The 23,844-nt window shown below is 28.5% G+C and carries 25 protein-coding genes and 1 other annotated feature; of the genes, 22 read left to right on the forward strand and 3 right to left on the reverse strand.

Annotation, left to right across the window (positions count from 1 at the left end; genetic code table 11):
* The first annotated feature begins 1 nt into the window (after position 1).
* Genes infC through ACLGL0_RS06455 form a run of 6 tightly spaced genes read left to right on the forward strand, consistent with a single transcriptional unit; the run spans position 2 to position 3,932 of the window.
* Entirely contained in the window at positions 2–559 is a 558-nt protein-coding gene (gene infC, locus ACLGL0_RS06430; protein ID WP_411014068.1) for a translation initiation factor IF-3, read from the forward strand.
* Between the two features lie 15 nt (positions 560–574).
* Positions 575–766, forward strand: a complete 192-nt coding sequence (rpmI, locus tag ACLGL0_RS06435) for a 50S ribosomal protein L35 (RefSeq protein ID WP_004832272.1) — start codon at positions 575–577, stop codon at positions 764–766.
* Between the two features lie 18 nt (positions 767–784).
* On the forward strand, positions 785–1,129 hold the full coding sequence (gene rplT / locus ACLGL0_RS06440) for a 50S ribosomal protein L20 (RefSeq protein ID WP_004832268.1): 345 nt from the start codon (positions 785–787) through the stop codon (positions 1,127–1,129).
* A gap of 43 nt (positions 1,130–1,172) precedes the next feature.
* Positions 1,173–2,522, forward strand: a complete 1,350-nt coding sequence (locus ACLGL0_RS06445) for a TrkH family potassium uptake protein (protein ID WP_411014069.1) — start codon at positions 1,173–1,175, stop codon at positions 2,520–2,522.
* Between the two features lie 8 nt (positions 2,523–2,530).
* Entirely contained in the window at positions 2,531–3,172 is a 642-nt protein-coding gene (locus ACLGL0_RS06450) for a potassium channel family protein (RefSeq protein WP_314558183.1), read from the forward strand.
* On the forward strand, positions 3,147–3,932 hold the full coding sequence (locus tag ACLGL0_RS06455; RefSeq protein ID WP_411014070.1) for a TrmH family RNA methyltransferase: 786 nt from the start codon (positions 3,147–3,149) through the stop codon (positions 3,930–3,932). Before ACLGL0_RS06450 ends, ACLGL0_RS06455 begins: the two co-directional genes overlap by 26 nt.
* A 34-nt stretch (positions 3,933–3,966) precedes the next feature.
* On the opposite strand, the gene ACLGL0_RS06460 is transcribed toward ACLGL0_RS06455, so the two are convergent.
* Entirely contained in the window at positions 3,967–4,500 is a 534-nt protein-coding gene (locus ACLGL0_RS06460; RefSeq protein ID WP_411014071.1) for a TDE2712 family protein, read from the reverse strand.
* Positions 4,501–4,716: 216 nt separating this feature from the next.
* On the opposite strand from ACLGL0_RS06460, the gene ACLGL0_RS06465 reads away from it, so the two are divergent.
* From ACLGL0_RS06465 to ACLGL0_RS06485, 5 genes are all read left to right on the forward strand, one after another.
* The gene (locus ACLGL0_RS06465; protein WP_411014072.1) at positions 4,717–5,616 is read left to right on the forward strand and encodes a YitT family protein; all 900 of its coding nucleotides are present in this window, start codon (positions 4,717–4,719) and stop codon (positions 5,614–5,616) included.
* A gap of 235 nt (positions 5,617–5,851) precedes the next feature.
* Positions 5,852–8,317, forward strand: coding sequence for a L,D-transpeptidase family protein (locus tag ACLGL0_RS06470; RefSeq protein ID WP_411014073.1), 2,466 nt, complete (start codon positions 5,852–5,854; stop codon positions 8,315–8,317).
* Between the two features lie 239 nt (positions 8,318–8,556).
* A complete protein-coding gene (locus tag ACLGL0_RS06475; RefSeq protein WP_411014074.1) occupies positions 8,557–9,948 on the forward strand; it encodes a glycine--tRNA ligase in 1,392 nt (463 codons plus the stop codon).
* A gap of 9 nt (positions 9,949–9,957) precedes the next feature.
* On the forward strand, positions 9,958–10,224 hold the full coding sequence (locus ACLGL0_RS06480) for a glutaredoxin domain-containing protein (protein WP_411014075.1): 267 nt from the start codon (positions 9,958–9,960) through the stop codon (positions 10,222–10,224).
* A 9-nt stretch (positions 10,225–10,233) separates the two neighbouring features.
* Positions 10,234–11,649 (forward strand): aminoacyl-histidine dipeptidase, encoded by a 1,416-nt coding sequence (locus tag ACLGL0_RS06485; RefSeq protein ID WP_411014076.1) that lies wholly within the window; start codon positions 10,234–10,236, stop codon positions 11,647–11,649.
* 84 nt (positions 11,650–11,733) lie between these two features.
* Here ACLGL0_RS06485 and ACLGL0_RS06490 read toward each other — a convergent pair whose 3' ends face one another.
* Positions 11,734–11,925, reverse strand: a complete 192-nt coding sequence (locus ACLGL0_RS06490; RefSeq protein ID WP_233056342.1) for a DUF1858 domain-containing protein — start codon at positions 11,923–11,925, stop codon at positions 11,734–11,736.
* Positions 11,926–12,091: 166 nt separating this feature from the next.
* Here ACLGL0_RS06490 and ACLGL0_RS06495 point away from each other — a divergent pair, with 166 nt between their 5' ends.
* The 6 genes from ACLGL0_RS06495 to mnmA all read left to right on the forward strand — a co-directional run bounded on the left by ACLGL0_RS06495 (position 12,092) and on the right by mnmA (position 17,553).
* Positions 12,092–12,676: a methyltransferase domain-containing protein gene (locus ACLGL0_RS06495; RefSeq protein ID WP_314558199.1), complete on the forward strand. Its 585-nt coding sequence runs from the start codon at positions 12,092–12,094 to the stop codon at positions 12,674–12,676.
* 21 nt (positions 12,677–12,697) lie between these two features.
* Positions 12,698–12,853: a hypothetical protein gene (locus tag ACLGL0_RS06500; protein WP_233056340.1), complete on the forward strand. Its 156-nt coding sequence runs from the start codon at positions 12,698–12,700 to the stop codon at positions 12,851–12,853.
* A 12-nt stretch (positions 12,854–12,865) separates the two neighbouring features.
* Complete coding sequence (locus tag ACLGL0_RS06505) at positions 12,866–14,149, forward strand: MFS transporter (protein ID WP_411014077.1); 1,284 nt, start codon at positions 12,866–12,868, stop codon at positions 14,147–14,149.
* Positions 14,150–14,293: 144 nt separating this feature from the next.
* The gene (glmM, locus tag ACLGL0_RS06510) at positions 14,294–15,628 is read left to right on the forward strand and encodes a phosphoglucosamine mutase (protein WP_411014078.1); all 1,335 of its coding nucleotides are present in this window, start codon (positions 14,294–14,296) and stop codon (positions 15,626–15,628) included.
* 1 nt (position 15,629) lies between these two features.
* Positions 15,630–16,466 carry a DegV family protein gene (locus tag ACLGL0_RS06515; protein ID WP_411014079.1) on the forward strand — a complete coding sequence of 279 codons (837 nt, stop codon included), beginning with the start codon at positions 15,630–15,632 and terminating at the stop codon, positions 16,464–16,466.
* A 10-nt stretch (positions 16,467–16,476) separates the two neighbouring features.
* Positions 16,477–17,553, forward strand: a complete 1,077-nt coding sequence (mnmA, locus tag ACLGL0_RS06520; protein ID WP_411014080.1) for a tRNA 2-thiouridine(34) synthase MnmA — start codon at positions 16,477–16,479, stop codon at positions 17,551–17,553.
* Between the two features lie 29 nt (positions 17,554–17,582).
* Here the strand turns inward: mnmA and ACLGL0_RS06525 are convergent, their stop codons facing one another.
* Positions 17,583–20,531 (reverse strand): transglycosylase domain-containing protein, encoded by a 2,949-nt coding sequence (locus ACLGL0_RS06525; protein ID WP_411014081.1) that lies wholly within the window; start codon positions 20,529–20,531, stop codon positions 17,583–17,585.
* Positions 20,532–20,828: 297 nt separating this feature from the next.
* Positions 20,829–20,898 (forward strand) — a sequence feature (ribosomal protein L21 leader region).
* 10 nt (positions 20,899–20,908) lie between these two features.
* On the opposite strand from ACLGL0_RS06525, the gene rplU reads away from it, so the two are divergent.
* The 5 genes from rplU (at position 20,909) to plsY (ending at position 23,836) form a co-directional block, all read left to right on the forward strand.
* Entirely contained in the window at positions 20,909–21,220 is a 312-nt protein-coding gene (gene rplU, locus ACLGL0_RS06530) for a 50S ribosomal protein L21 (RefSeq protein WP_233056334.1), read from the forward strand.
* Positions 21,220–21,558, forward strand: a complete 339-nt coding sequence (locus ACLGL0_RS06535; RefSeq protein WP_347713970.1) for a ribosomal-processing cysteine protease Prp — start codon at positions 21,220–21,222, stop codon at positions 21,556–21,558. The genes rplU and ACLGL0_RS06535 overlap by 1 nt, the downstream gene beginning before the upstream one ends.
* Before the next feature lie 3 nt (positions 21,559–21,561).
* The gene (gene rpmA / locus ACLGL0_RS06540; protein ID WP_233056332.1) at positions 21,562–21,840 is read left to right on the forward strand and encodes a 50S ribosomal protein L27; all 279 of its coding nucleotides are present in this window, start codon (positions 21,562–21,564) and stop codon (positions 21,838–21,840) included.
* Positions 21,841–21,921: 81 nt separating this feature from the next.
* A complete protein-coding gene (gene der / locus ACLGL0_RS06545; protein WP_411014082.1) occupies positions 21,922–23,247 on the forward strand; it encodes a ribosome biogenesis GTPase Der in 1,326 nt (441 codons plus the stop codon).
* Complete coding sequence (gene plsY / locus ACLGL0_RS06550) at positions 23,240–23,836, forward strand: glycerol-3-phosphate 1-O-acyltransferase PlsY (protein WP_411014083.1); 597 nt, start codon at positions 23,240–23,242, stop codon at positions 23,834–23,836. The genes der and plsY overlap by 8 nt, the downstream gene beginning before the upstream one ends.
* Positions 23,837–23,844 lie beyond the last annotated feature (8 nt).

The following is a 23,844-nucleotide window of genomic DNA, read 5'->3' on the forward strand; positions in this document are numbered from 1 at the left end:
TATGGCGAGTTTTTTACTCGCCGTTTTTTTATATGGAGGTGTTATTATAAAAGAGCTTTTAATTAATGAAGAAATTAGAGCAAAAGAAGTTAGATTAATTGATGCAGAAGGTAATCAAATAGGAGTAGTTTCAATTGCTAGAGCAATGGAAATGGCAAGCGAAAAGAAATTGGATCTTGTAAATATTTCTCCAAATGCTAATCCACCTGTTTGCAAAATATTAGATTATGGAAAATATAGATATGATTCTTTAAAGAAAGAAAAGGAATCAAAGAAAAAACAAAAAGTTATAAATGTTAAAGAAATTAGACTTACTCCAAGTATTGATAAACATGATATTGAAGTTAAAGCAAAACACGCAAATAACTTCTTAAAAGGTGGAGATAAGGTAAAAGTTTCTGTAAGATTTAGAGGTAGAGAATTGGGACATACTGAAATTGGTAAGGTAGTTTTAAATAAATTTAAAGAACTTACTGAAGAATATGGAAATGTAGAAAAAGATTCTGTAATGGAAGGTAGAAATATGACAATGTTTTTATCTCCAAAACAACAAGATTAATAGGAGGTTTTAGGTATGGCTAAAATGAAAACACATAGAGCGTCAGCTAAGAGATTCAAGAGAACTGGTACTGGTAAGATTAAAAGATTTAAGGCATATAAGAGCCATTTAACAAGTAAAAAATCACCAAAGAGAATTAGAAACTTAAGAAAATCAACAGTTATCAGTAGTGGAGATCAAAAAAGAATCAATCATATGATTCCTTAATTATGGAGGTAAAGAGTAATGGCAAGAATAAAACGTAGTTTAAATGCAAGAAAAAAACATAGAAAAGTATTAAAACAAGCTAAAGGATATTACGGCGCAAAGTCAAAATTATTCAAAGTTGCTAACCAAGCAATTATGAAATCTATGACTTATGCTTTCATCGGAAGAAAGAGAAAGAAAAGAGATTTCAGAAGTCTATGGATTGCTAGAATTAATGCTGGAACAAGACAATATGGTTTAAGTTATAGCAAGTTTATGTATGGACTAAAGAAAAACAATATAAATATGAATAGAAAAATGCTTTCTGAAATGGCTATAAATGATCCTGAAGGATTCAAAAAATTAGTTGAATTAGTAAGATAGAGAAATGTCCCTTCATAAGAAGGGATTTTTTTTGGAGGTTAATTTGAAAAAAATTATAGATAATATAAAAGGTAAACTTGAATCAAATCCTCCGGCAGTTTTAACTTTAGGATTTTTTCTGGTTATAGCAGTTGGATCAATTTTATTGTTTTTACCTTTTTCATCTAAAAACTTAAATTTTACAAATTTTTTAGATTGTGTATTTATATCAACTTCATCTGTTTGTGTAACAGGTCTTTCAACTATAAATATAACTAATGAATTTAATTTTTTCGGGAAAACAGTCATAATGTTATTAATTCAAATGGGAGGATTGGGTTTTATGACTATGGCTACAATGGTAGCGATGATTTTAGGTGAAAAGATAACTTTAAAAGATAGGCTTGTAATTCGAGAACAAATGGGTTCAACAAAACTTAGTGGAATGGTTAAACTGATAAGATATGTAATTTTTTCAACTTTTTTAATAGAAGGGCTGGGAGCGATTTTACTTTCTTTTACATTTGTTCCAAAGTTTGGTATAAAAGGAATTTTTTATTCTATTTTTCATTCAGTATCAGCTTTTTGTAATGCTGGTTTTGATATTTTAGGTGAAAATAGTTTAGAAGGTTTTAATACAAATCCTTATTTACTTTTAGTTATTTCTTTTTTAATAATTTTAGGTGGGCTCGGATTTAACGTTTATATTGATATAAATAATTTTAAATTTAATTTTAGAAAATATTCTTTGCATACTAAGATTGTTTTGGTAATGACTTTAGGATTACTTATTTTTGGGACAATTGTATTTTTCATCTTGGAATATTCTAATTCAAAAACTTTAAAGAATTTTAACTTTTTTGATAAAATAACAAATTCATTTTTTCAATCTGTTACTACCAGAACAGCAGGGTTTGCATCTATAAATCAAACTGGTTTTACTGAATCGTCAACGATTTTAACTATTTTTTTGATGTTTATAGGAGGTTCGCCTGCAAGTACTGCTGGAGGAATAAAGACTACTACGATATTTTTACTTATTGTTACTACAATATCTTTTATAAAAAATAATGATGAGATAGAAGTATTTAGTAGAAGAATTTCTTTTTCTCTTGTTAAAAGAGCTATTGGTATTTTTGTAATATCTATAATATTGGTTAATTCAGTTGTATTCGTTTTAAGTCTAATAGAAGATTATAGTTTTATAGACTTACTTTTTGAAACAATATCAGCTTTTGCAACAGTAGGTCTTAGTAAAGATTTAACTCCGCATTTGAAAGATATTACAAAAGTGTTTATAATTATATTGATGTTTATTGGAAGAGTTGGACCGCTTACAATTATTTTTTCTTTCTATAATAAAGTTAATAGAAAGAAATTTAAGTATTCAAACGGAAATGTTATTATTGGATAGGAGATATTATGAAACAAATTGTTGTTATAGGTTGTGGAAGATTCGGAATGAATTTAGCCATTACCTTAGAAAAACTTGGAAATGAAGTAATGGTTATAGATAAAGACGAAGAAATCATAAATTCTATTGCAGATAAAGTTACTCATGCAGTAGTTTGTGATGTTAGAGTTGAGGGAAGTTTAAAAGAATTAGGTTTTGCAAACTTTGATATTTGTGTTGTTGCGATAGGATCTGATTACAAAACTTCTATTATCGCAACTGTTGAAGCCAAAGAACTTGGTATTCCTAAAATCATTGCAAAGGCTACTGATAGTGTTCAAGCAATGGTACTTAGAAAAATAGGAGCAGATAGAGTTATAATTCCTGAAAGAGATATGGGAATAAGAGTTGCAAATTCTATTAATAATTTGAATGTTTTAGATTCTATTTATTTATCAGATGAATATTCAATTGTTGAGATTTCTCCGATTTCTGAGTGGGTTGGAAAGACAATAAAAGAATCAGAAGTTAGAAATAATTATCATGTTAATATTGTAGCAATAAAATCGAAAGACGGTTTGGAAATAAATGCTTTGGCTGACTATATAATAAAAGATAGTGATATTCTTTTAGTTGCCGGAAGAAATGATATTATTAGCAAGTTGGTATAATATGGATTTTAAAGTGATAGATAGTAAAGAAAATAAAAAGTATAAATTTTTTAAGAGCCTATTTTTAAAGAAAAATAGAGATAAAAATAAGTTATTTTTATTGGAAGGAAAAAAACTCTTAATTGAAGCTCTAAATGAAAATCTAAATATTGAAAATATAATTTGTACTGAAAAATTTGTAAAAAGTTTTGAATTTATAGATAATACAGTAAATAAAATAATAATATTATCCGAAAATTTATTTAAAAATTTAACAGAACTAACAAATTCTGAAGGAGTAATTACAATTGTAAATTATGTTGATGAGAAAGAAATTTCATCTAAAAATATAATTTGTCTTGAAAATGTAAGTGATCCAGGTAACTTTGGTACAATAATAAGAACGGCAAATGCTTTTGGAATTAAAGATATTTTAACGATAAATTGTGTTGATAAATATAACTCAAAAGTATTAAGAGCCACTATGGGAGCTTTGTTTAGAACAAATATTGTAGATTGTAATATTGATAAAATTAAAGAGCTTAAAGGAAATGGATATAGATTAATTTCAACAACATTAAGTGAAAATTCAAAATTTTTAGAAGAATTTAATTTCGAAGGAAAAAACATTGTTGTTATGGGAAATGAAGCTAATGGAGTTTCTGAAGAGATGCTCAATATTTCTAATGACCATTTGAAAATAGATATGGATAATTCAATGGAGTCTTTAAATGTTTCGATAGCAACAGCTATAATAATGTATAAAATATTTAAAAATTGAAAGGAAGTGTCAGACACTTCCTTTTTATATAAAATTATTTTAAAACTTCTTTTAATTTTTCTAGAATGTATTCATCGATAGGTTGTCCTTCGATAAATGCATTTTCTCCATCCGGAAGCATTATTCTAAAGAAGTTGATGATTAAATTTCCGTCAACTATATAGTAATCGTCCAAATGTAGAGGAGCAATATATACCTTTAAAATTTCTCTATCATTATTTGGGAATTCTTTATTTAATTCGTCAATTAAGTGATTTACATTTAAAACTTTTATAGGTTTTGCCATAAGTTTTGGAAGTTCAAGATCTTCCATCATCCACATATTGTTATTCCAAAATCTTTTTTCTTCATTAGTTGCAGCAGAAAGTAATTCTCTATTTTGGATAGCAGATAAAACTTTTCTTACTGATTCTTCATTGAAATCTTTAGTTTTAATAGCTTGTAGTGGATATTGTTTAGCTACATCAATAAAAAAGCTTTCAGCAACTTTTTCTTTTTCAGCTAAAGCTGTCCATAAATATAACATGGATTCGATAGTTTCTAAGTTTAATTCAATTTGTTTAATCATATAAGCCTCCAATATATTTTTTATTTCACTTTGCAGATAAATTATTTTTTTCTTAAAAAATATCTAGTATAAAAAAATTTTATCGAAAGTGTAAAATATAGTATAAATTTATTTTAAACTTTTTTTATAAAAAAATCAAGACTTATATAATTTGATTGTTGTAAATTTTTAAAAGTTTTGTTATACTTGAACGGTGGAATATAGGAGGTCTGGATTATGAATTCAAATACATTTAAAAAAATTATAATTACTACATTAGCATCAGTTTTGGTTTCAGCAGGAGTTTATTTCTTTATGATTCCTTATAATTTAACAATAGGAGGAACAGCTGGACTTTCAATAGCGCTTTCTAAATTTATTCCAGGCATTCCTGTTGGAGCTTTTCAACTTGGAATAAATGTTATATTATTTATTTTAGCTTTCTTGCTTATAGGATCAGAGTTTGGCGGATTAAGTATTTATGCTACAGTTGTACTATCTGTTGCACTTATAGTTTTTGAAAAATTAATTCCAAATGTTCAACCTGTAGTTGATACTCCTTTTATGAGTATGATTATTGGTGTTGGAGTTACAGCTATAGGGATTGCTTTGACATTAAATCAAAATGCTTCAACCGGTGGTACAGATATTGTTGGTAAGATTTTAAATAAATATATGCATGTAGATTTGAGTGTTGGTGTATTTATTGCTGACTTTTCAGTTGTAGTTATGGGATATTTTGCCTATGGAATAAATGCAGCCATGTATGCAATTGTAGGTATTTTATTTAATGCAATAGTTATTGATAAAGTTCTAACAGGATATAAAACGAGAATTAAGGTTTATATCAATTCAAGATATTGGGAAGGAATTAATGAGTTTATTGTTCATGAATTAGTAAGAGGAAGTACACTTTATGAAGTAAAAGGTGGATATAATAAGAGTGAAAGAGTTATGGTAGAAACAATACTTACAAGACCAGAATATATAAAACTTATGAATTTTATAAGAGAATTTGATGATACTGCATTTGTAAATGTTGCAACAGTTAATGAGGTATCTGGAGAAGGATTCAGTTATCTTACAGAAGATAATCTTAAAATTTTAAAAGAAAAGAATAAAAGAAGAAAAATGTAATTTAAAAAACTGTTATAGATATTTATTTATAACAGTTTTTTGTTGCAATTTTTCGAAAGTAAACGTTCGCATTCGATTGACTTTTGTCCGAAAATTTTATATACTATATTATGAGCGATTTATACTATTATATTAGATAAAAATTGTTTTATTTAACTATTTATTAAATATAATTTTTGGGTAAATTAGTTATGATTTTATATATTGATTTTTATTTTTATGTTTAGGAGGAATTATGAAAAAGCGAGTTTTTTCAAGAAGTATTCTAGTTTTCTCACTACTTTTTGCAAATGTTTTAGTTGTAAATAAGTATTCAGACAAAAAAATAGTTTTTGCTGATGAATTTAGTGGTTGGAAACAAGAAGGTAATGAAAGATATTTTTACCAAAAAGGAAAAAAATTTACTGGAGAATTTGAAGGTAAATATTATTATGAAGGAAAATTTGCTACCGGTTGGTTTAATAATGGAACTGCTTGGTATTACTTTAGAGAAGGTATAAAACATACTGGGAAAGGAAAAGATGCTAATGGTGAAATGTACTTCGTAAATGGTAAATATGCAAATGGTTATGTTGGAGATATTTACTATTATGAAGGTAAAGTCGCTAATTGGTGGTTTAAAGATGGAGCTGAATGGCATTTCTTCCAAAATGGTAAAAGACACATAGGTTATGCAAAAGATGGTAATGGAAGAAGATATTTTGCTAATGGTAAATATGCTAATGGAATATATGAAGGTAAACTTTTTAAAGATGGTGTAGAGTCAAAAGGTAAAGTTTATGCTAATGATATTTTCTATGATGAAAATAGTAAGCCAGCTAACGGATGGTATGATGATGGAAGTGCATGGTATTATTTCAAGAACGGAAAAAAACATACTGGAAAAGCCAAAGATGGAAATGGCGAAGTGTATTTTGTTAATGGAAAATATGCAAATGGATATGTAAATAACTCTTTCTATAAAGATGGAAAAGTTGTTACAGGTTGGTATGATGATGGAAGTGCTTGGTATTTCTTTAAGGATGGAAATAAATTTACCGGAAAAGCAAAAGATGGTAACGGGGAAATGCAATTCATAAATGGTAAATACGCTAACGCTTATATAGGCGGTACTTACTATGGATATGGTAAAATTGCTAATGGATGGCATGATGATGGAACTGCATGGTACTTCTTTATAAATGGTAAAAAATTTACTGGTAATGGAGTAGATGGCAACGGTAAGAGATTATTTGATAATGGTAAATATGCTAATGGGATATATGAAGGAAAACTATATAAAGATGGTGTAGTTTCAAAAGGAAAAGTATATGCAAAAGGCATTTTTTACGATGAAAATAGCAAACCAGCTACTGGTTGGTATGATGACGGAAGTGCATGGTATTACTTTAAAGATGGTTACAAATTTACTGGAAAAGCAAAAGATGGTAACGGAGAAATGCAATTCATTAATGGTAAATATGCTAATGCTTATATAGGCGGTGTTTACTATGGACATGGTAAAATTGCTAATGCATGGCATGATGATGGAAGTGCATGGTATTACTTTAAAGATGGATATAAATATAGTGGAATTGGTATAGATGGTAATGGCATTAGATTTTTTGTTAATGGTAAATATGCTAATGGAAAATATAATGGAAATTTATACAAAGACGGATTAGACTCTAAAGGCAAGACTTATGTAAATAATATTTACTATGATGAAAATAAAGTTCCTGCAAATGGATGGCATGATGACGGAAGTGCGTGGTATTTCTTTAGAGATGGAAATAAATTTACTGGAAAAGCTAAAGATGGAAATGGAGAAATGCAATTCTTAAATGGTAAATATGCTAATGCTTATATAAATGGAGTATATTATGGTTATGGAAAAATCGGTAATGGCTGGTATGATGATGGAACAGCTTGGTACTTTTTCTTAAATGGTAAGAAAGTTACAGGTTTTGCAACTGATGGAAATGGTAGAAGATATTTCATAAATGGTAAATATGCTAATGGAAGATATGATAATAAACTATATAAAGAAGGTTTAGAGTCAAACGGAAATACTTATATAAGCGGACAATATTATGATGGAAGTAAATATCCAGCAAGTGGTTGGTATGATGACGGAAGTGCATGGTATTACTTTAGAGATGGTTACAAATATACTGGATATGCAACAGATGGTAATGGAAATAGATACTTTATAAGTGGAAAATATGCTAATGGATGGCATGATGGAACTTCTTATATTGATGGAGTTGAAACTGAATTAGCTGATTCTAATTGGTATGTTCAAAATGGAATCTGGAGAGTAAAAGGTTCAGGTAGAAGCTGTCATGTAAATGGAAATTTTATAGTTGTAAGTTTAAGCGACCAAACATTATGGCTTGTTAGAAATGGTCAAATTATTTCAAAAATTGGTATTGTTGGTGGTAAACCTTCAACTCCTACTGTAACTGGAAATTTCAGTGTTCAATCAAGAGAAACTTCTAGAATTTTAAGAGGGCCAGGATATGCTTCTAGGGTTAGTTACTGGATGCCATTCCATGGAAGTTATGGAATTCATGATGCAAATTGGCAACCACGTTCAGCTTTCTCAAATAATAGATTCTATAGATGGGGTGGCTCACATGGTTGTGTAAATGTAAGTCCTGGATCAATGGGATATATTTTCAATAATTCATTTGTTGGAATGAGAGTAATAGTTTACTAGTTGATTTTAAAAGGCAAATATGTTAGAATAAATTCATTAATATTTACGTTGAACGATAAAAAATAATATGAAATTTTTAGAGAGTAATTGTTTGGTGAAAAATTATATTTTTGTATTATGGGGATATCGGGAGTAATTAAATTTTAGAGTGATGTTTTTTAACATAATTAGGGTGGAACCACGGTCATATCGTCCCTTACGATATGACCTTTTTTATTGTAAAAATATAGGAGGATATTATGAAGTCAGAAAAAAGTATGGAAAAAATTGTTTCTTTATGTAAAAGTAGGGGAATAATTTATCCAGGGTCAGAAATTTATGGTGGACTAGCAAATACTTGGGATTATGGTCCTTTAGGTGTTGAATTTAAAAATAACGTTAAAAAAGCTTGGTGGAAAAAATTTGTTCAACAATCTAAATATAATGTTGGTCTTGATAGTGCAATCTTGATGAATCCAGAAGTTTGGGTTGCATCTGGTCATGTAGGAAGTTTTAGTGATCCTCTTATTGACTGTAAAGAATGTAAATCTCGTTTTAGAGCTGATAAGCTTATTGAAGATTTTTATTTTGAAAATAATCTTGGTGATATAAATGTTGACGGATGGGAAAATGAAAAAGTTGAAGAATTGATTAAGGAAAAAAATATTTGTTGTCCAAACTGTAAAAAGCAAAATTTTACTCCTATTAGAAGATTCAATCTTATGTTTAAAACTTTTCAAGGAGTTACTGAAGATAGTAAATCTGAAATTTATTTAAGACCTGAAACTGCACAAGGTATTTTTGTCAATTTTAAAAATATTGCTAGAACTTCAAGAAAGAAAATTCCTTTTGGTATCGCACAAGTTGGTAAATCTTTTAGAAATGAAATTACACCTGGTAATTTTACTTTTAGAACTCGTGAATTTGAACAAATGGAATTAGAATTTTTCTGCAAACCGGGAGAAGATTTAGAATGGTATAACTACTGGAAAAACTACTCTTTCAATTGGTTATTATCTTTAGGAATGAATGAAGAAACTCTAAGACTTAGAGATCATGAACAAGAAGAATTAAGTTTTTACAGTAAGGCTACTTGTGATATAGAATTCTTATTCCCATTTGGTTGGGGAGAACTTTGGGGAATTGCAGATAGAACAGATTATGATTTATCAAGACATATTGAAGTATCTGGTGAAGATTTAAGATATATAGACCCTGTTACAAATGAAAAATATATTCCATATTGTATTGAACCTTCACTTGGAGCAGACAGAGTTGCTTTAGCTTTCTTATGTAATGCTTATGATGAAGAAGAAATAGGAGAAGGTGATGTTAGAACTGTATTAAGACTACATCCTGCCCTAGCTCCATTTAAGGCTGCAATTTTACCACTTACAAAAAAATTATCAGATAAATCTGATGAAATTTATGATGAACTTTCAAAATATTTTATGATAGATACAGATGTTTCTGGAAGTATAGGAAAGAGATATAGAAGACAAGATGAAGTCGGAACTCCTTTCTGTATAACTGTTGATTTTGATACTTTGGAAGATGAATGTGTAACTGTAAGATTTAGAGATACAATGGAACAAGAAAGAATTAAGATTTCAGAATTAAAAGATTTCATTGAAAAATCTTTAGAATTTTAGGAGGTAATTATGGTTAGTAAAAAAGTTGTTTTTGGATCAAGTATGTGTCCTGATTGTATTGTTATGAAAAAGGCTCTTGATGAGAGAGAAGTTAAGTATTTGTATTTAGATATTACTGAAAATTTAGCAAATCTAAAGAAATTCTTAAAGTTTAGAGAAGATCCTGCATTTGATTTTGTTAAGGAAAATGGATCTATCGGAATACCAGCAATGGTTGTAAATGATGGAGAAAAAATAATCTTTAGTATTGAAGAATTTGATGAATATTTTAAATAGGAGGTATTTATGTTAGAAAATTTAAAGCCTGAAAGAGTTTTTCATTATTTTGAAGAACTTACTAAAATTCCAAGAGAATCAGGAAATGAACAAGCTGTAAGTGATTATTTATACAGTGTTGGAAAATCATTAGGATTAGAAACAATCCAAGATGAAAGTAATAATATTGTTATTAGAAAACCTGCATATAAAGGTTATGAAGATCATGAACCAGTTGTAATTCAAGGACATATGGATATGGTTGCTGAAAAAGCTGATAGGGTAGAACATGATTTCTTAGTTGATCCTATTCCTGTAATTGTTGACGGAGATTGGGTTAAAACTAAAGGAACAACTCTTGGAGCCGATGATGGTATTGCTGTTGCTATGGGACTTGCAATTTTGGAAGATAAAGAAGCTAAACACCCTGCATTAGAACTACTTGTAACTACAGATGAAGAAAGAACAATGGCAGGAGCTAGAGCTGTAAAAAGAGAATTATTAAACGGAAGAAAACTTTTAAATATTGATGCTGAGGAAGAAGGAGTTCTTTTATCAGGTTGTTCAGGTGGACATAATGTTATGGGAACTTTAAAGGTTAAATTCGAAGAAAATAATAAGAAAAATACTTTTATTCTATCAGTAAACAATATGCTTGGTGGTCACTCTGGAATGGAAATTCATCAACAAAGAGGAAATTCTTTAAAATTTGCTTTAAGAGCAATGGATTTAGTTAAAGAAATCGCTGAATATAGATTAGTTAGTATTGAAGGCGGAACAAAACATAATGCAATTCCAAGAGATGCAAAAGTTGTTTTCACAAGTGATGCAGATGAATTTAAAATTGATTTTTCAAAATTAATAAGTGAATATCCACTTGATAAGGATATGAGAGTATCTATAGAAAAAGTTGAAAATGTAAAAGAAGTTTTATGTCAAGGATGTCAAGAAAAAATTGAAAATGTAATTAGAAATATTCCTCATGGAGTATATTCAATGATGGAAGAATATCCTTCAATTGTTGAATGTTCTGATAACTTTGCTATGATTAAATTTGATGGAAATTTCGTTAGATTTACACTTTCATTAAGAAGCTCAAATCCTAAAACTTTTGAAGAATATACAAATATTGTAAAAAAAGTTTATGAAGAAAATGGTGTAGAATATACATTAGAAGATTATTATAAACCTTGGGAATTTGCAAAAGTTTCAAAATTGAGAGATACTGCATTAGAAGTTTATAAGAATTTAACAGGAAAAGAAATGAAAGTTGAAGTTGTTCATGCTGCTTTAGAGCCAGCTGTTTTTGTTGATACATTCCCAGATATGGAAATGATCTCAATAGGACCTACAATGAAAGATGTTCATAGCCCTGTTGAAAGATTAAATATTCCTTCAACACAAAGAACTTTTGAATTTGTAAGAGAATTATTAGAAAATCTTTAATAGTAAAAAATCGCGAGTTATAACTCGCGATTTTTTTATGTATTACTCACCAAGCACTATTGTGAAAGGTGAGGAATTTTAAACTTAAGCGTTTTCGTTTAAGACATCAAGAAGTAAATCTAAATTAAGTCCATGAACCATAGTAGCTTCTTCAAGAGTCTCCATTTGACTTGCAGGACATCCTACACAAGAAAGTCCGAAGTTAAATAGAATTTCAATTGCATCTGGATGGATTTGAATAATGTCCCCGATTAACATATCTTTTGTTATTTTCATAACTGCACCTCCTAATAATCTTATACCCATATAATACAAGGAATTGATAAAAAAATCAAGGGATAATGATTAAATAATTAAATAGAATTGGAAATTTTGGTTATCTATATAATAGACTAATATTTTGTTTTATGGTAAAATAATGAAGTCGTTGAGGAGGGAAATTATGAAATGTTGTGATAACAAAAAAGCAATTGATGAATTGTATAAAAATATTGCTTTAAATGACAGATTAAATGAAACAGAAGATAGTAAAGAAATAGAAGAAAGAATTGCCTTAAGTTTAGGCTATACTTTAGAGGATTTGGAAAATGGTGCAAATCTTGGATTAGGATGCGGAAACCCAATTGAAAATGCGAATTTAAAAGCTGGAGAAACAGTTCTAGATTTAGGCTGTGGCAAAGGAATGGATGTTTTTAAAGCATGTAAAATAGTTGGTGATGAAGGCTTGGTAATCGGTGTAGATAGACTTGATGAAATGGTTGAAAAAGCAAAATATATAAGAGGTAAAAAAGGATTTTTAAATACTGATTTTAGAGTATCTGATATTGATGACCTAAAAGTAGATAGTAATACAGTTGATTGTGTAATTTCAAATTGTGTTATAAATCTATGTGAAGATAAGGAGAAAGTTTATTCTGAAATTTTTAGAGTTCTAAAACCTGGTGGAAGAATTTCAATTTCTGATATTGTTCAATTTAATGAATTGCCAACTTGGGTAAAAGATGAACCAATTTTTCATGCGACTTGAGTTGCTGGATCTATAACTTCGGTGAAGTTAAAGAATATATTGAAAAAAGTTGGTTTTGAACTTTATACAATAATTGAAGAAGAGTTGACAGACGAATATCTGGCAAAATGGGGTCATAAGTTAAATTTAAGAGATTATATTAGACGTGGAAAAATTTTAGCATTTAAGCCAAAATAATTAGGAGAAAAAATGATTAAACTTTATTCATCAATCTTTATGATTGTTTTAACTTTTATTATCGTATTTTTTATTTCAAAAAAATATGATTTAGATAGAAATCAAAAATTAATATTTTGGCTTTTTGTACTATTTTGGAGCGGAATAACAGTTGTAAGAGCTTATAGAAAACTCTATGCTATTAGTCCCATAGAAGAGGGTGGACTTGGATATTCGATTATTTTAGCAGCTCAGATAACATCGGCATATGGACTTATAAGTTGCTTTATTAGATTGCCTATATTTATTTTGAGTGATATTTTTAATAAGAAGAAAATATTTATTCAAATTGCACTTTTTGTTTTAACATTGACTTCTTTTTTAGTTGTATTAAAACCTGGATATAACTCTCTTTATTTTTCATCAATAGCAATGGGTATTTGTGCTTCAATGCTAGCGGTATTTAATGTGTTGTTTTCAGAAACTTTTTCAAAAGAAAAAGCTGCAATTTCAGCATCAATTTTATCTACTGCACCACTTCTCGCAGAGTTTATCGCAGCTCCAATACAGTATTTATCAACTTTTGGAGCATATAAAAATTTTAAATTGCTTTGGGGGCTTTCTGCTACAATTTCGATAGTAGCTTTAATCTTAACTTTTTTTGTAAAAGATGTTTCTTATTCTGCAAAGAGATTTAGTTTTGAAAAAGTAAAAAAAGTTTTTGAGTTTAAAGGCTACTTATATATTTGTCTGATTGCGGTTTTAGTATCTTTTATAAAGTTTTCAACATCCGGAGCAAATATGATTGCCTATGCTAAGGTTACTTTAAATATGCCACCAATTCTTTTGGCATATATTGATGTTTTATTTGCTTTCCCTCAATTGATTGCAAGTGTTCTAGCTGGAACTTATTTTGCAAAAAAAATCGGAATAGAGAAGACATTAGTACTAGGTTTGATATCAAGTTTAGTTTTCTATATAATTATAATACTAACTGATTCATATGTACCTGCTTTTTTAGGATATATGTTTAATGGTTTTGGATATGGAATTGCTTATACATGTCTAATATCAATGGCTATGCAATATTTTGAAAAAGAAGATAGAAATGTAAGTATGGGAATATTTCAATTATTTTTTGCGATGGGAGTTTATTTTGGAGATAGAGTATATTTATGGATTTCAAAACTAATTCCAAATGGTATTTTAGGTTTTGAACAAAACAAATCAATATACCTTATTGTTATTGGAATAACATTGATCAGCATATTAATGGCACAATTAAAGATTAAAGATAATGTAGGAAGAACAATATAGTTTGTATTTTATAAAAACAATTATTTAGCAATTAAATAATTGTTTTTTATTTTATAATTAATGATTTTTTTAATAATTTGTGATATAATTACAGTGATTATTTATATAATCATGAATATTATAGAGAATTAATTAGGAGATAAAATGGGAAATTATTTTGGAACAGATGGCCTCAGAGGAGTTTATGGAGAAAATTTAACTGATGAACTTGCTTATAAATTAGGTAAATCTGTTGGATACATTTTAAAAGATAAAGAAGAAAAATTATTTATAATTGGTAGAGACACTAGAGAAAGTGGAAAAAATCTTGAAAATAGTTTAGCAAAAGGTTTATTGGAAATAGGACTTAATGTAGTTACAGTAGGAATTGCTCCAACACCAACTGTTGCCTACTTAATCAAATACTTTAAAGCTGTTGGAGGAGCTGTTATTTCAGCATCCCATAATCCTTATATTTATAATGGTATTAAGGTGTTTAATGAAAATGGTTTTAAAATTTCTGATGAAATAGAATATAGAGTTGAAAGTATTTTAGATGATGAAAATTTTGATTTTGGAGAAATTCAAGAAGGGATTTTCACAGAAGAAAAAGAAGCGGTTTCTATTTATGCTGACTATTTAAAATCAAGAGTTGATGCTGATTTTTCAAATTTAAAAATAGCAGTTGACTTTGGAAATGGTGCTAGTTATAAAATTGCTAGAAAATTATTTGAAGAATTAGGAATAGAAGTAATCTCTTTAAATACAGCTCCTGATGGGAAGAATATAAATTTAAACTGTGGTAGTACAAATATGGAAGTAATAAGACAGGCTGTTTTAGAAAATGATGTTGACATGGGATTTTCTTTTGATGGTGATGCTGATAGATGCTTAGCTGTTGATGAAAAAGGAAATATCATGGATGGAGATCATATTTTAGCAGCTATGGCTAAGTCATATAAAGAAAAAGATGAATTAACAAATAATGCTGTTGTTGGAACAGTTATGAGTAATATTGGTCTTAAAAAATACTTAGATTCAATTGATGTTGATTTTGTACCAGCTAAAGTTGGAGATAGATTTGTTTTAGAGCAAATGCTTGAACATGACTATATTTTGGGTGCAGAACAATCTGGACATATGATTTTCTTAAATGATAGTACTACGGGAGATGGAACATTTACAGCCCTAAAAATTTGCGAATTAGTTGCTAGTAGTATAAATAATTTATCATATTTTAATGAGCTTATGGTTTCATATCCTCAAGTTTTAGTAAATGCAAAAGTTAAGCTTGAAAATAGAAATGCTTATGCACAAGATAAAGAAATTGTATCTGAAATAAATAAAATTGAAGAAAAATTTTCAGGAAATGGTAGAGTTTTAATAAGACCTTCAGGAACTGAGCCTTTAGTTAGAGTTATGATTGAAGGAGAAAATCAAGAAGAATTAGAAGTTGAAGCTAATAAACTTGCAAAGTTTATTGAAGAGAGGTTAGGATAAGATGAAAGATAGACTCATAGTAGCTGATAGTTGTTGTGATTTTACAGAAGAATTGAAGAAGGAACTAAAAGTAGATATTGAAATGGTTCCTCTAACATTACAACTTGATGATATAGATTATTTAGATGATGAAAAATTAGATATAGATAAATATATAGAAGAGATGAAAAAAGCAAGTTCTATAAAAACTGCTGCACCTTCTCCTAAGCTTTTTATGGATAAATTTGAACAAGCTAAGGAAATTTTTTGTTTAACTTTGTCAAGCAAATTGAGTGCAACATATTCTAATGCTTGTTTAGCTAAAACTATGGTACTTGAAAAAGGCGAAAGATTAATCCATATTTTTGATACTAAGTCAGCTGCTTCTGGAGAAACTTTAGTTGCTATAAAAATACAAGAATGTATAGACAAAAAGATGACATTTCAAGAAATTGTAGATAATGTTACAAAATACATTTCAGAAATGAAAATATTTTTTGTTTTAGAAAGTCTTGATAATTTAATAAAAAATGGTAGAATTTCTAAAATAAAAGCAATGATAGCTTCTGCTTTTTCTATTAAACCAGTTATGCAAGGTGTAGATGGAGAAATAGATATTTATAAAAAAGTCAGAGGCCTAAAAAAGGCATATTGTGAACTTATTGATGCAATAGGTGAAAATTGTTCTAACTTTCAAGAAAAAACAATGGTAATTACACATTGTAATTGTTTTGAAAGAGCAAAGGAAATAAAGAAAAAAATTATTGAAAAATATAATTTTAAAGATGTTTTAATTGTTTCCGCTAGAGGTTTATCTACTACTTACGAAAATGAAGGCGGAATAATTATAAGCTATTAGTGAGGTAGTTTTGAATAAAAGAGTAATTTTAGGAATGAGTGGCGGGGTCGACAGTTGTGTTGCCTGCCATTTGTTATTGAAAGAAGGATATGAAGTAATAGGTGTTACAATGAATTTGGTACCAAAAGGTCATCTATATGATGAAGAAAAAGGTTGTTGTTCATTGTCTTCTGTAATGGATGCAAAAATAGTTGCTGAAGCTATGGGTGTTAAACATTATACAATGAGTTTTAGAGAAGAGTTCGACAAAAAGATAATTGAAAATTTTGTTAGAGAATATTCTCTAGGATATACACCAAATCCATGTGTTGCTTGTAATAAATATATAAAATTTAATAGTTTTGTAGATAAAATAAAGCCTTTAAAGGCAGATTTTATTTCTACAGGACATTATGCAAAGGTTGAATTTAATAAAGACTACAATAGATATCTTTTAAAAAGAGCTAAAGACTCTAAGAAAGATCAAACATATTTCTTATATAATACTAGTCAAGAAGTTCTTTCAAAGACTATATTTCCACTTGCTGATTTGCTAAAAGATGAAGTAAGGGAAATAGCTAAAAATGAGGATATTTTAACTTATTCAAAAAAAGATAGTGAGGAAATTTGTTTTGTTCAAAATAGGGACCATGGATTATTTATAAAACAAAGAAATCCAGAACTTATTAAGGAAGGTTATTTCGTTGACGAAAAAGGTGAAAAACTAGGAAAACATAATGGAATAGTTTATTATACTGTTGGTCAAAGAAAAGGACTTGGAATCGCTCTTGGAAAGAGAGTTTTTGTATCAAAAATAAATGCTTTTGACAATACAGTTACATTATCTGATGAAGATGCTTTATATAAAGACAAAATAAAGATAAGAGATGAAAATTTTATTCCATTTGATAATTTAGAAAAACCATTAGAAGTAAATGTAAAAGTAAGACATGGACAAAGTGAAACAAAAGCATTATTATATTATAAAAATAGTGAATTATTTGCAGAATTTGAAAAATCTGTAAGAGCGCCAAACAAAGGACAGTCAGCTGTTTTCTATTTGGATGATATTGTAGTTGGTGGCGGAATAATTGATGAAGTATATTAAAAAAAGAGTTGCGATTTGCAACTCTTTTTTTATGGATTATTGTTATTATTATTTTCACCATTATTATTGTTATTATTATTGTTATTGTTATTGTTATTATTATTGTTATTATTATTGTTGTTGTTATTATTGTTATTATCTCCATTATTTGGATTAGGATTAGTATTTGTATTATTATCAGTAGGATTTGGAGATTCATTAGTATCGACTATATCTGATACTTCTCTAGGTGGTGCGTTTATAAACTCATCACTTGAGTAACTAGTTTTACCTTCTTTATATGCACTAGGTTTTATATAGAATTTCTTTTCTTCTATATACTGTGCAGGAGTTGATGAACTAGCTAATTTACCATTTCTTGTATCAATTTTGTAAATTATATAATATAGTTGTTCGTATTTTGTAGGCTCAGTGCCTTTTACGAAGTATTCGTATACTCCACCTGCTCCTTCTGGAACTAATAAACCGGATATCATAGAAACATATCTTTTTATTACATTTTCAGGAGCTGGAGCAAATTTTCTCGCTTCTTTTCCTTCAAGAACAATTTTATTAACCTTTCCCCATAGGGTAGCAGCCATTGAATTGTTGTTGTTAAGTTCTATATTTTGATTATCAAATCCTATCCAAGTACCAATCGTATAATAAGGTGTAAAACCAACAAACCAAGAGTCTCTGATATCATTTGTTGTACCAGTTTTTCCTGCGACTTCTATGGTTGGATGCTTTGCACCAGGTGCCATTGCATCAGGTACTCCTTTAAGAATATCTCTCATAATAAAAGCATTTTCTTTAGAAGTAACTTCATTTTGCTTTTGATCTGGTTCTAATATAACTTTTCCTGTTGAATCTACAACTTTTGTAAATGATATTGGTTCAAGGTATTTTCCATCATTTGCTATAGCAGCATAAGCTCCTGTCATTTTAAGAGTTGTTACACCTCTTGTCATGGCACCAAGAGCCATACTTGATAAGTTTTCGTCATTGTAATCTACATTTTCAGATCTTGAAACATAAGTATCATCTAATTCATTTTCTCCATTAATTATTCCGAATTTCTTTAGATATTCTTTTGATTTTTCTATTCCAACTTTTTCTAATACCTTAACAGCATTTACGTTTATAGATTGCACAAGACTTGTTCTTAATGTTTGTAAACCTCTATATCCATTATACCAGTTTTTAGGCCATAATTCACCTTTGTCGTTATAATGTGGGGCGTCATCAATTCCAGTAGCGGCTGTAAATCCGTTATCTAATGCAGGAGTATAAACTCCTAATGGTTTCATTGTAGAACCTGGTTGTCTAGGAACTCTATAAGCTCTATTTAGTGGACGACCAGTTGTTTCTCTACCACCAATTATTGCAATTAATTCACCATTAGTGTGGTCAATTACAACAGAAGATGATTGAGGTTGAACAGTTCCATTTTCATCAATTTGGAAATATTTAGAATTTAAAACTAAATTTCCGTTATTATTTACACTATAGAAATCTTTGTATGTTTCAAAGAAATCTGCAGAAATTTTAAAAGTTTTTTCTCCCTCATTAGTTAATTTATCTTCAGGGATTTGGAAATTTCCAATTCCATGAGTAACTAAGTTATTTTGATTATTAATAGTATAAAAACTAGCTATTGAAAGAACATTTTGATAAACTGTTACTCTTGAACTCTTTAAGACTAATGATTTATCTTCATTAACAGTAAATTCTCCTTTTGGAATTATAATACCATTATTTCCATCTAAAAGATTAGCTTTTTTATAAAATATTACTTTTCCTTTTGCATCCGTAATATTACCTGATTTATCTCTATTAAACGATGCAAATGCAGGTCCACCGCTTTTTGGAGCATTCATAACACTTGCAAAATTACTGTAAAGATTTTCTAATTTTTTTTGAATGTTTTGATCCATTGTTGAATGGATTGTTAAACCTCCATTGTAAATTTTGTCCCAAGCGTCTTCTTTTGAATAATTATATTTTTTCATTAACTTTTCAGCAACTTGATATTTAACATATTCGGTGAAGTAAGTTGAAACTTCTCTTTCAAAACCTTTGTTTGGTTTTATAGCAGCAAAAACATCTTCATTAATTGCTTCTTCGTATTGTTCTTTGGTTATTTTTTTAAGTTCATACATTTTTTTCAAAACATATTTTTGTCTATCTAAAACTTTAGGATTATATACAGCCTTGTATATTTGTCCTCCTATATTTAAGTCTTTAATAACTGAAGCTTCATCACTTACATCTTCAGGCTTAATAGTTTTATAAAGAGAATAATTTGTTGGACTTTGAACAATAGCTGCAAGAAGAGCTGACTCTGCAATAGTTAAGTCTTTAACATCTTTTGAAAAGTAACCTTGACTTGCAGATTGAACGCCGTAAGAGTGTTGTCCTAAGAATACTCTATTTAAATAAGCCTCAAGAACACCTTCTCTTTTTATGCTATCAGTAATTTTAATAGCAAGGTATGCTTCCTTTAATTTTCTTTCTATTTTCTTTTCATTTGAAAGATACATATTTCTCGCTAACTGTTGTGCAATTGTAGAACCACCTCTAAGTCTACCTCTAGCAGTATCTAAAAGACTCTTTGCAATACCAATAGGGTCAACACCATTATGAGAATAAAATCTTTCATCTTCGATAGAAATAAAAGCATCTATTAAATGCTGAGGTACATCACTTAGCTTTACAATAGTTCTGTTCTCTAAATTTTCTATTTTCTCAACCACATTTCCATCTCTATCAAGAATTTTTGATGATTGAATCATAAGATCATTCATATTAGATGTATCAACAACAGGAGCATCTTTCATAATATCAACAAAAGTTGTTGCAAAAATACCAGTTATACCTGCTCCAATCATTAAGATTGCCAATATTGTAATACTTAAAATTCTTAAAAAGGGTTTTAAAGGACTTTCTTTGTCTTTTTTATTTTTCGATTGTATACTTTTTATTTTTTTTCCTGACATAAAAAACCTCCTCAAAGAACAATCATTTAAATTTATATTAATTACCTTTTTATCTAGTTTTAAAAGTAAAAAAACAAATTTTAAAAACATAAAATCACTATCAAGTAATTTTGATGAATTTATTATAGTCTTGTCATAAGGACAAGGTTACAATAATTATATCATAAAATTAAAATAATATAAATATGCCGAAAACGTTGAAATTTAGATGTTTATAACGATACTGATGATTGATTCTATTTTTCAACTAAAAAAATTTGAAAATCCTTGATTTTTTGTTCTTTTTATGATATACTACTTGTTGTGTTACCGCACGGATTAGGTTTTTAAAGCATAGCACCTAATTTCGGCGAGTCTTAAGAATGAGGAGGTGCACTATGTACGCAATAATTGAAACTGGTGGTAAACAATACCAAGTTGAAGAAGGACAAAGTATTTTTGTTGAAAAATTAAATGTTGAAGAAGGTTCTAAAGTATCTTTTGATAGAGTTCTTTTAGTTTCTAAAGATGGAGATATTAAAGTTGGTTCTCCAGTAGTTGAAGGAGCTAAGGTTGAAGGTACTGTTGAAAGACACGGAAGAGGAAAAAAAGTTATAATTTTCAAGTTTAAAGCTAAGAAAAATTATAGAAAGAAAAAAGGACATCGTCAACCATTTACAAAAGTTAAGATTGAAAGTATCGTATTTTAATGACTAATATTTATATTTTTAAGAAAAAAGATTTATATTATGGATTTGAAATGGATGGACATGCTGATTTTAGTGAAGAAAATGATATTCTTTGTGCATCATTGTCTATTTTATCAATAAATACACCAAATGCTATTGAAAAAATTTGTGCTTTAGATTCAAAGAACATGGATTTAGAAGTAGGAGATGGATATTTAAGAATGATGATAGATATTGATAACTTGGATGATTATAAGATTAGAGATGTTCAGACTATAATTAGAACTTTTGAAGTTGGCATTATATCATTGAAAAAAGAATATAATAAATATATTGAGATTTATTATAAGGAGGTGTAGAGTATGTTAAAAATGAATTTACAACTTTTTTCTAGTAAAAAAGGTTTAGGTAGTACTAAAAACGGTCGTGATAGTAGAGCTAAAAGATTAGGTGCTAAAAGAGGGGATGGACAATTCGTTCTTGCAGGAAATATTTTAGTTAGACAACGTGGAACAAAAATACACCCAGGAGTAAATGTTGGTAAGGGTGGAGATGATACACTTTTTGCTAAAGTTTCTGGTGTTGTAAGATTTGAAAGAAAAGGTAGAGATAAAAAACAAGTTTCTATTTATCCAGTATAATAATGAGCTCCTTCTAAGGAGCTTATTTTTTTAAATAATAAAATATGATAAAATATATATTAAGAAGATGGAGGTGAAGTTATGGAAAGACCTTTAGTTTGTGTGGTTGGACGTCCAAACGTTGGAAAGTCAACACTTTTTAATAAACTTATTAATAAAAGAATAGCTATTACTGAAGATACTCCAGGTGTTACAAGGGATAGATTATATCAAGATGCTGAATGGCAAAACAAACATTTTATTCTGTGTGATACAGGTGGATTAGAGCCTAATAGTGATGATATAATTTTACAAAAAATTAAAGCTCAAGCAGATGTTGCTATGGAGAATGCTGATGTAATTTTATTTGTTGTAGATGGAAAAAATGGTTTGATGGATGAAGATAGAGAAATTTCAAACTATTTAAGAAGAACAAAAAAACCAATTGTTCTTGCAATAAATAAAATTGATAGTCACAAGACACCAGCTGAAGTATATGAGTTTTACGAACTTGGTTATGAAAAATTAAATGTTATTTCTGCTACTCAAGGATTTGGACTTGGAGATTTACTTGATGAAATTATTCGAGAGTTTCCTGAAAACAAATATACTGGAGAAGAGGATGATGTAACTAAGATTGCTTTAATCGGAAAACCTAACGTAGGTAAAAGTTCTCTTATGAATAGAATTTTAGGTGAAGAGAGAATGATTGTTTCTGATATTGCAGGAACAACAAGAGATTCTATTGATTCAAGAGTTGAGATTGATGGAAAAACTTATATTTTTACTGATACTGCAGGACTTAGAAGAAAGAAGAATATAACTGAAAATTTGGAAAGATATAGTGTTGTTAGAACTTTAAATGCAGTTGAAAGATCTGATATTGCTATTCTTTTAATAGATGCTACTGAAGGTGTTACAGAGCAAGATACAAAAGTTATAGGGTTTGCTAAAGAGCAAAATAAGGCTTTAATTATTGCAGTTAACAAATGGGATTTAATAGTAAAAGATAATAAAACTTATAAGGCTTTTGAAGATGATATTAGAACTAAATTAAGTTTTGTTCCTTATGCACAATTAGTTTTCATTTCAGTTAAAACTGGTCAAAGAATAGATAAACTTTTTGATGCTATAAAAATTGCAGATGAAAATTATAGTACAAGAATTTCAACAGGAATTCTTAACGATATTATTAATGATGCAGTAGTTCATAATTCACCACCGACAGATAAAGGACAAAGACTTAAAATATTTTATGCAAGTCAAGTTTCGGTTAGACCTCCGAAATTTGTTATATTTGTTAATAAAGTAGAATTGATGCATTTTTCTTATTTAAGATATTTAGAAAATCAAATTAGGAAGAATTTCTCATTTACTTCTTCACCTATAGTTTTTGAACTTAGAGCAAGAGGAGAAGAAAATGTTTAAAGTTATCAGTTGTATTATTATTTCATATCTTTTAGGTAATATATCCGGAGGAATGATTTTCGGAAAATTATTATTCAATAAAGATATTAGAGATTATGGAAGTAAAAATGCTGGAACAACAAATGCATTAAGAGTTTTTGGATTAAAAGCGGGAGCTTTGACTTTTATTATTGATGTTTTAAAGTCAATATTAGCTTGTTTTATAGGAATGAAACTTTTAGGATTAAATGGTGTATTATTAGCTGGAATTTTTGTTGTTTTAGGTCATAATTGGCCTGTATTTTTGAATTTTAAAGGCGGTAAGGGAATAGCATCATCTTTTGGTTTTATTATATTTTTAGACTATAAAGTTGCAATTTTAGCTATTACATTTTTTATAGCTATAGTTTTATTAACTAAATATATTTCATTAGGATCAATGTTGGCAACAACATCTGCTTTACCTATATCATATATAATTTTTGGTTATAGAGATACTAATGTTTTATTAACATTTGTATTTTTAGCAGGACTTACTATATTTAGACATAAGAGCAATATTATTAGACTATTAAATGGAACTGAAAATAAAATTACAGTAAAAAAATAAGAAAATTA

Origin of the sequence: Parvimonas pharyngis, from assembly GCF_046569675.1 — a bacterium.
Lineage (GTDB): Bacteria > Bacillota > Clostridia > Tissierellales > Peptoniphilaceae > Parvimonas.

Excerpts from the sequence above, each read along its gene's own strand:
- rplT (WP_004832268.1), top strand. The coding sequence starts at position 785 with ATGGCAAGAATAAAACGTAGTTTAAATGCAAGAAAAAAACATAGAAAA.
- glmM (WP_411014078.1), top strand. The coding sequence starts at position 14,294 with ATGGGAAATTATTTTGGAACAGATGGCCTCAGAGGAGTTTATGGAGAA.
- ACLGL0_RS06525 (WP_411014081.1), bottom strand. The coding sequence starts at position 20,531 with ATGTCAGGAAAAAAAATAAAAAGTATACAATCGAAAAATAAAAAAGAC.
- ACLGL0_RS06490 (WP_233056342.1), bottom strand. The coding sequence starts at position 11,925 with ATGAAAATAACAAAAGATATGTTAATCGGGGACATTATTCAAATCCAT.
- ACLGL0_RS06465 (WP_411014072.1), top strand. The coding sequence starts at position 4,717 with ATGAATTCAAATACATTTAAAAAAATTATAATTACTACATTAGCATCA.
- ACLGL0_RS06535 (WP_347713970.1), top strand. The coding sequence starts at position 21,220 with ATGACTAATATTTATATTTTTAAGAAAAAAGATTTATATTATGGATTT.
- ACLGL0_RS06455 (WP_411014070.1), top strand. The coding sequence starts at position 3,147 with ATGATATTATTAGCAAGTTGGTATAATATGGATTTTAAAGTGATAGAT.
- rpmA (WP_233056332.1), top strand. The coding sequence starts at position 21,562 with ATGTTAAAAATGAATTTACAACTTTTTTCTAGTAAAAAAGGTTTAGGT.
- rpmI (WP_004832272.1), top strand. The coding sequence starts at position 575 with ATGGCTAAAATGAAAACACATAGAGCGTCAGCTAAGAGATTCAAGAGA.
- infC (WP_411014068.1), top strand. The coding sequence starts at position 2 with ATGGCGAGTTTTTTACTCGCCGTTTTTTTATATGGAGGTGTTATTATA.
- rplU (WP_233056334.1), top strand. The coding sequence starts at position 20,909 with ATGTACGCAATAATTGAAACTGGTGGTAAACAATACCAAGTTGAAGAA.
- ACLGL0_RS06495 (WP_314558199.1), top strand. The coding sequence starts at position 12,092 with ATGAAATGTTGTGATAACAAAAAAGCAATTGATGAATTGTATAAAAAT.
- ACLGL0_RS06470 (WP_411014073.1), top strand. The coding sequence starts at position 5,852 with ATGAAAAAGCGAGTTTTTTCAAGAAGTATTCTAGTTTTCTCACTACTT.
- ACLGL0_RS06450 (WP_314558183.1), top strand. The coding sequence starts at position 2,531 with ATGAAACAAATTGTTGTTATAGGTTGTGGAAGATTCGGAATGAATTTA.
- plsY (WP_411014083.1), top strand. The coding sequence starts at position 23,240 with ATGTTTAAAGTTATCAGTTGTATTATTATTTCATATCTTTTAGGTAAT.
- der (WP_411014082.1), top strand. The coding sequence starts at position 21,922 with ATGGAAAGACCTTTAGTTTGTGTGGTTGGACGTCCAAACGTTGGAAAG.
- ACLGL0_RS06460 (WP_411014071.1), bottom strand. The coding sequence starts at position 4,500 with ATGATTAAACAAATTGAATTAAACTTAGAAACTATCGAATCCATGTTA.
- ACLGL0_RS06515 (WP_411014079.1), top strand. The coding sequence starts at position 15,630 with ATGAAAGATAGACTCATAGTAGCTGATAGTTGTTGTGATTTTACAGAA.
- ACLGL0_RS06485 (WP_411014076.1), top strand. The coding sequence starts at position 10,234 with ATGTTAGAAAATTTAAAGCCTGAAAGAGTTTTTCATTATTTTGAAGAA.
- ACLGL0_RS06475 (WP_411014074.1), top strand. The coding sequence starts at position 8,557 with ATGAAGTCAGAAAAAAGTATGGAAAAAATTGTTTCTTTATGTAAAAGT.
- ACLGL0_RS06505 (WP_411014077.1), top strand. The coding sequence starts at position 12,866 with ATGATTAAACTTTATTCATCAATCTTTATGATTGTTTTAACTTTTATT.
- ACLGL0_RS06480 (WP_411014075.1), top strand. The coding sequence starts at position 9,958 with ATGGTTAGTAAAAAAGTTGTTTTTGGATCAAGTATGTGTCCTGATTGT.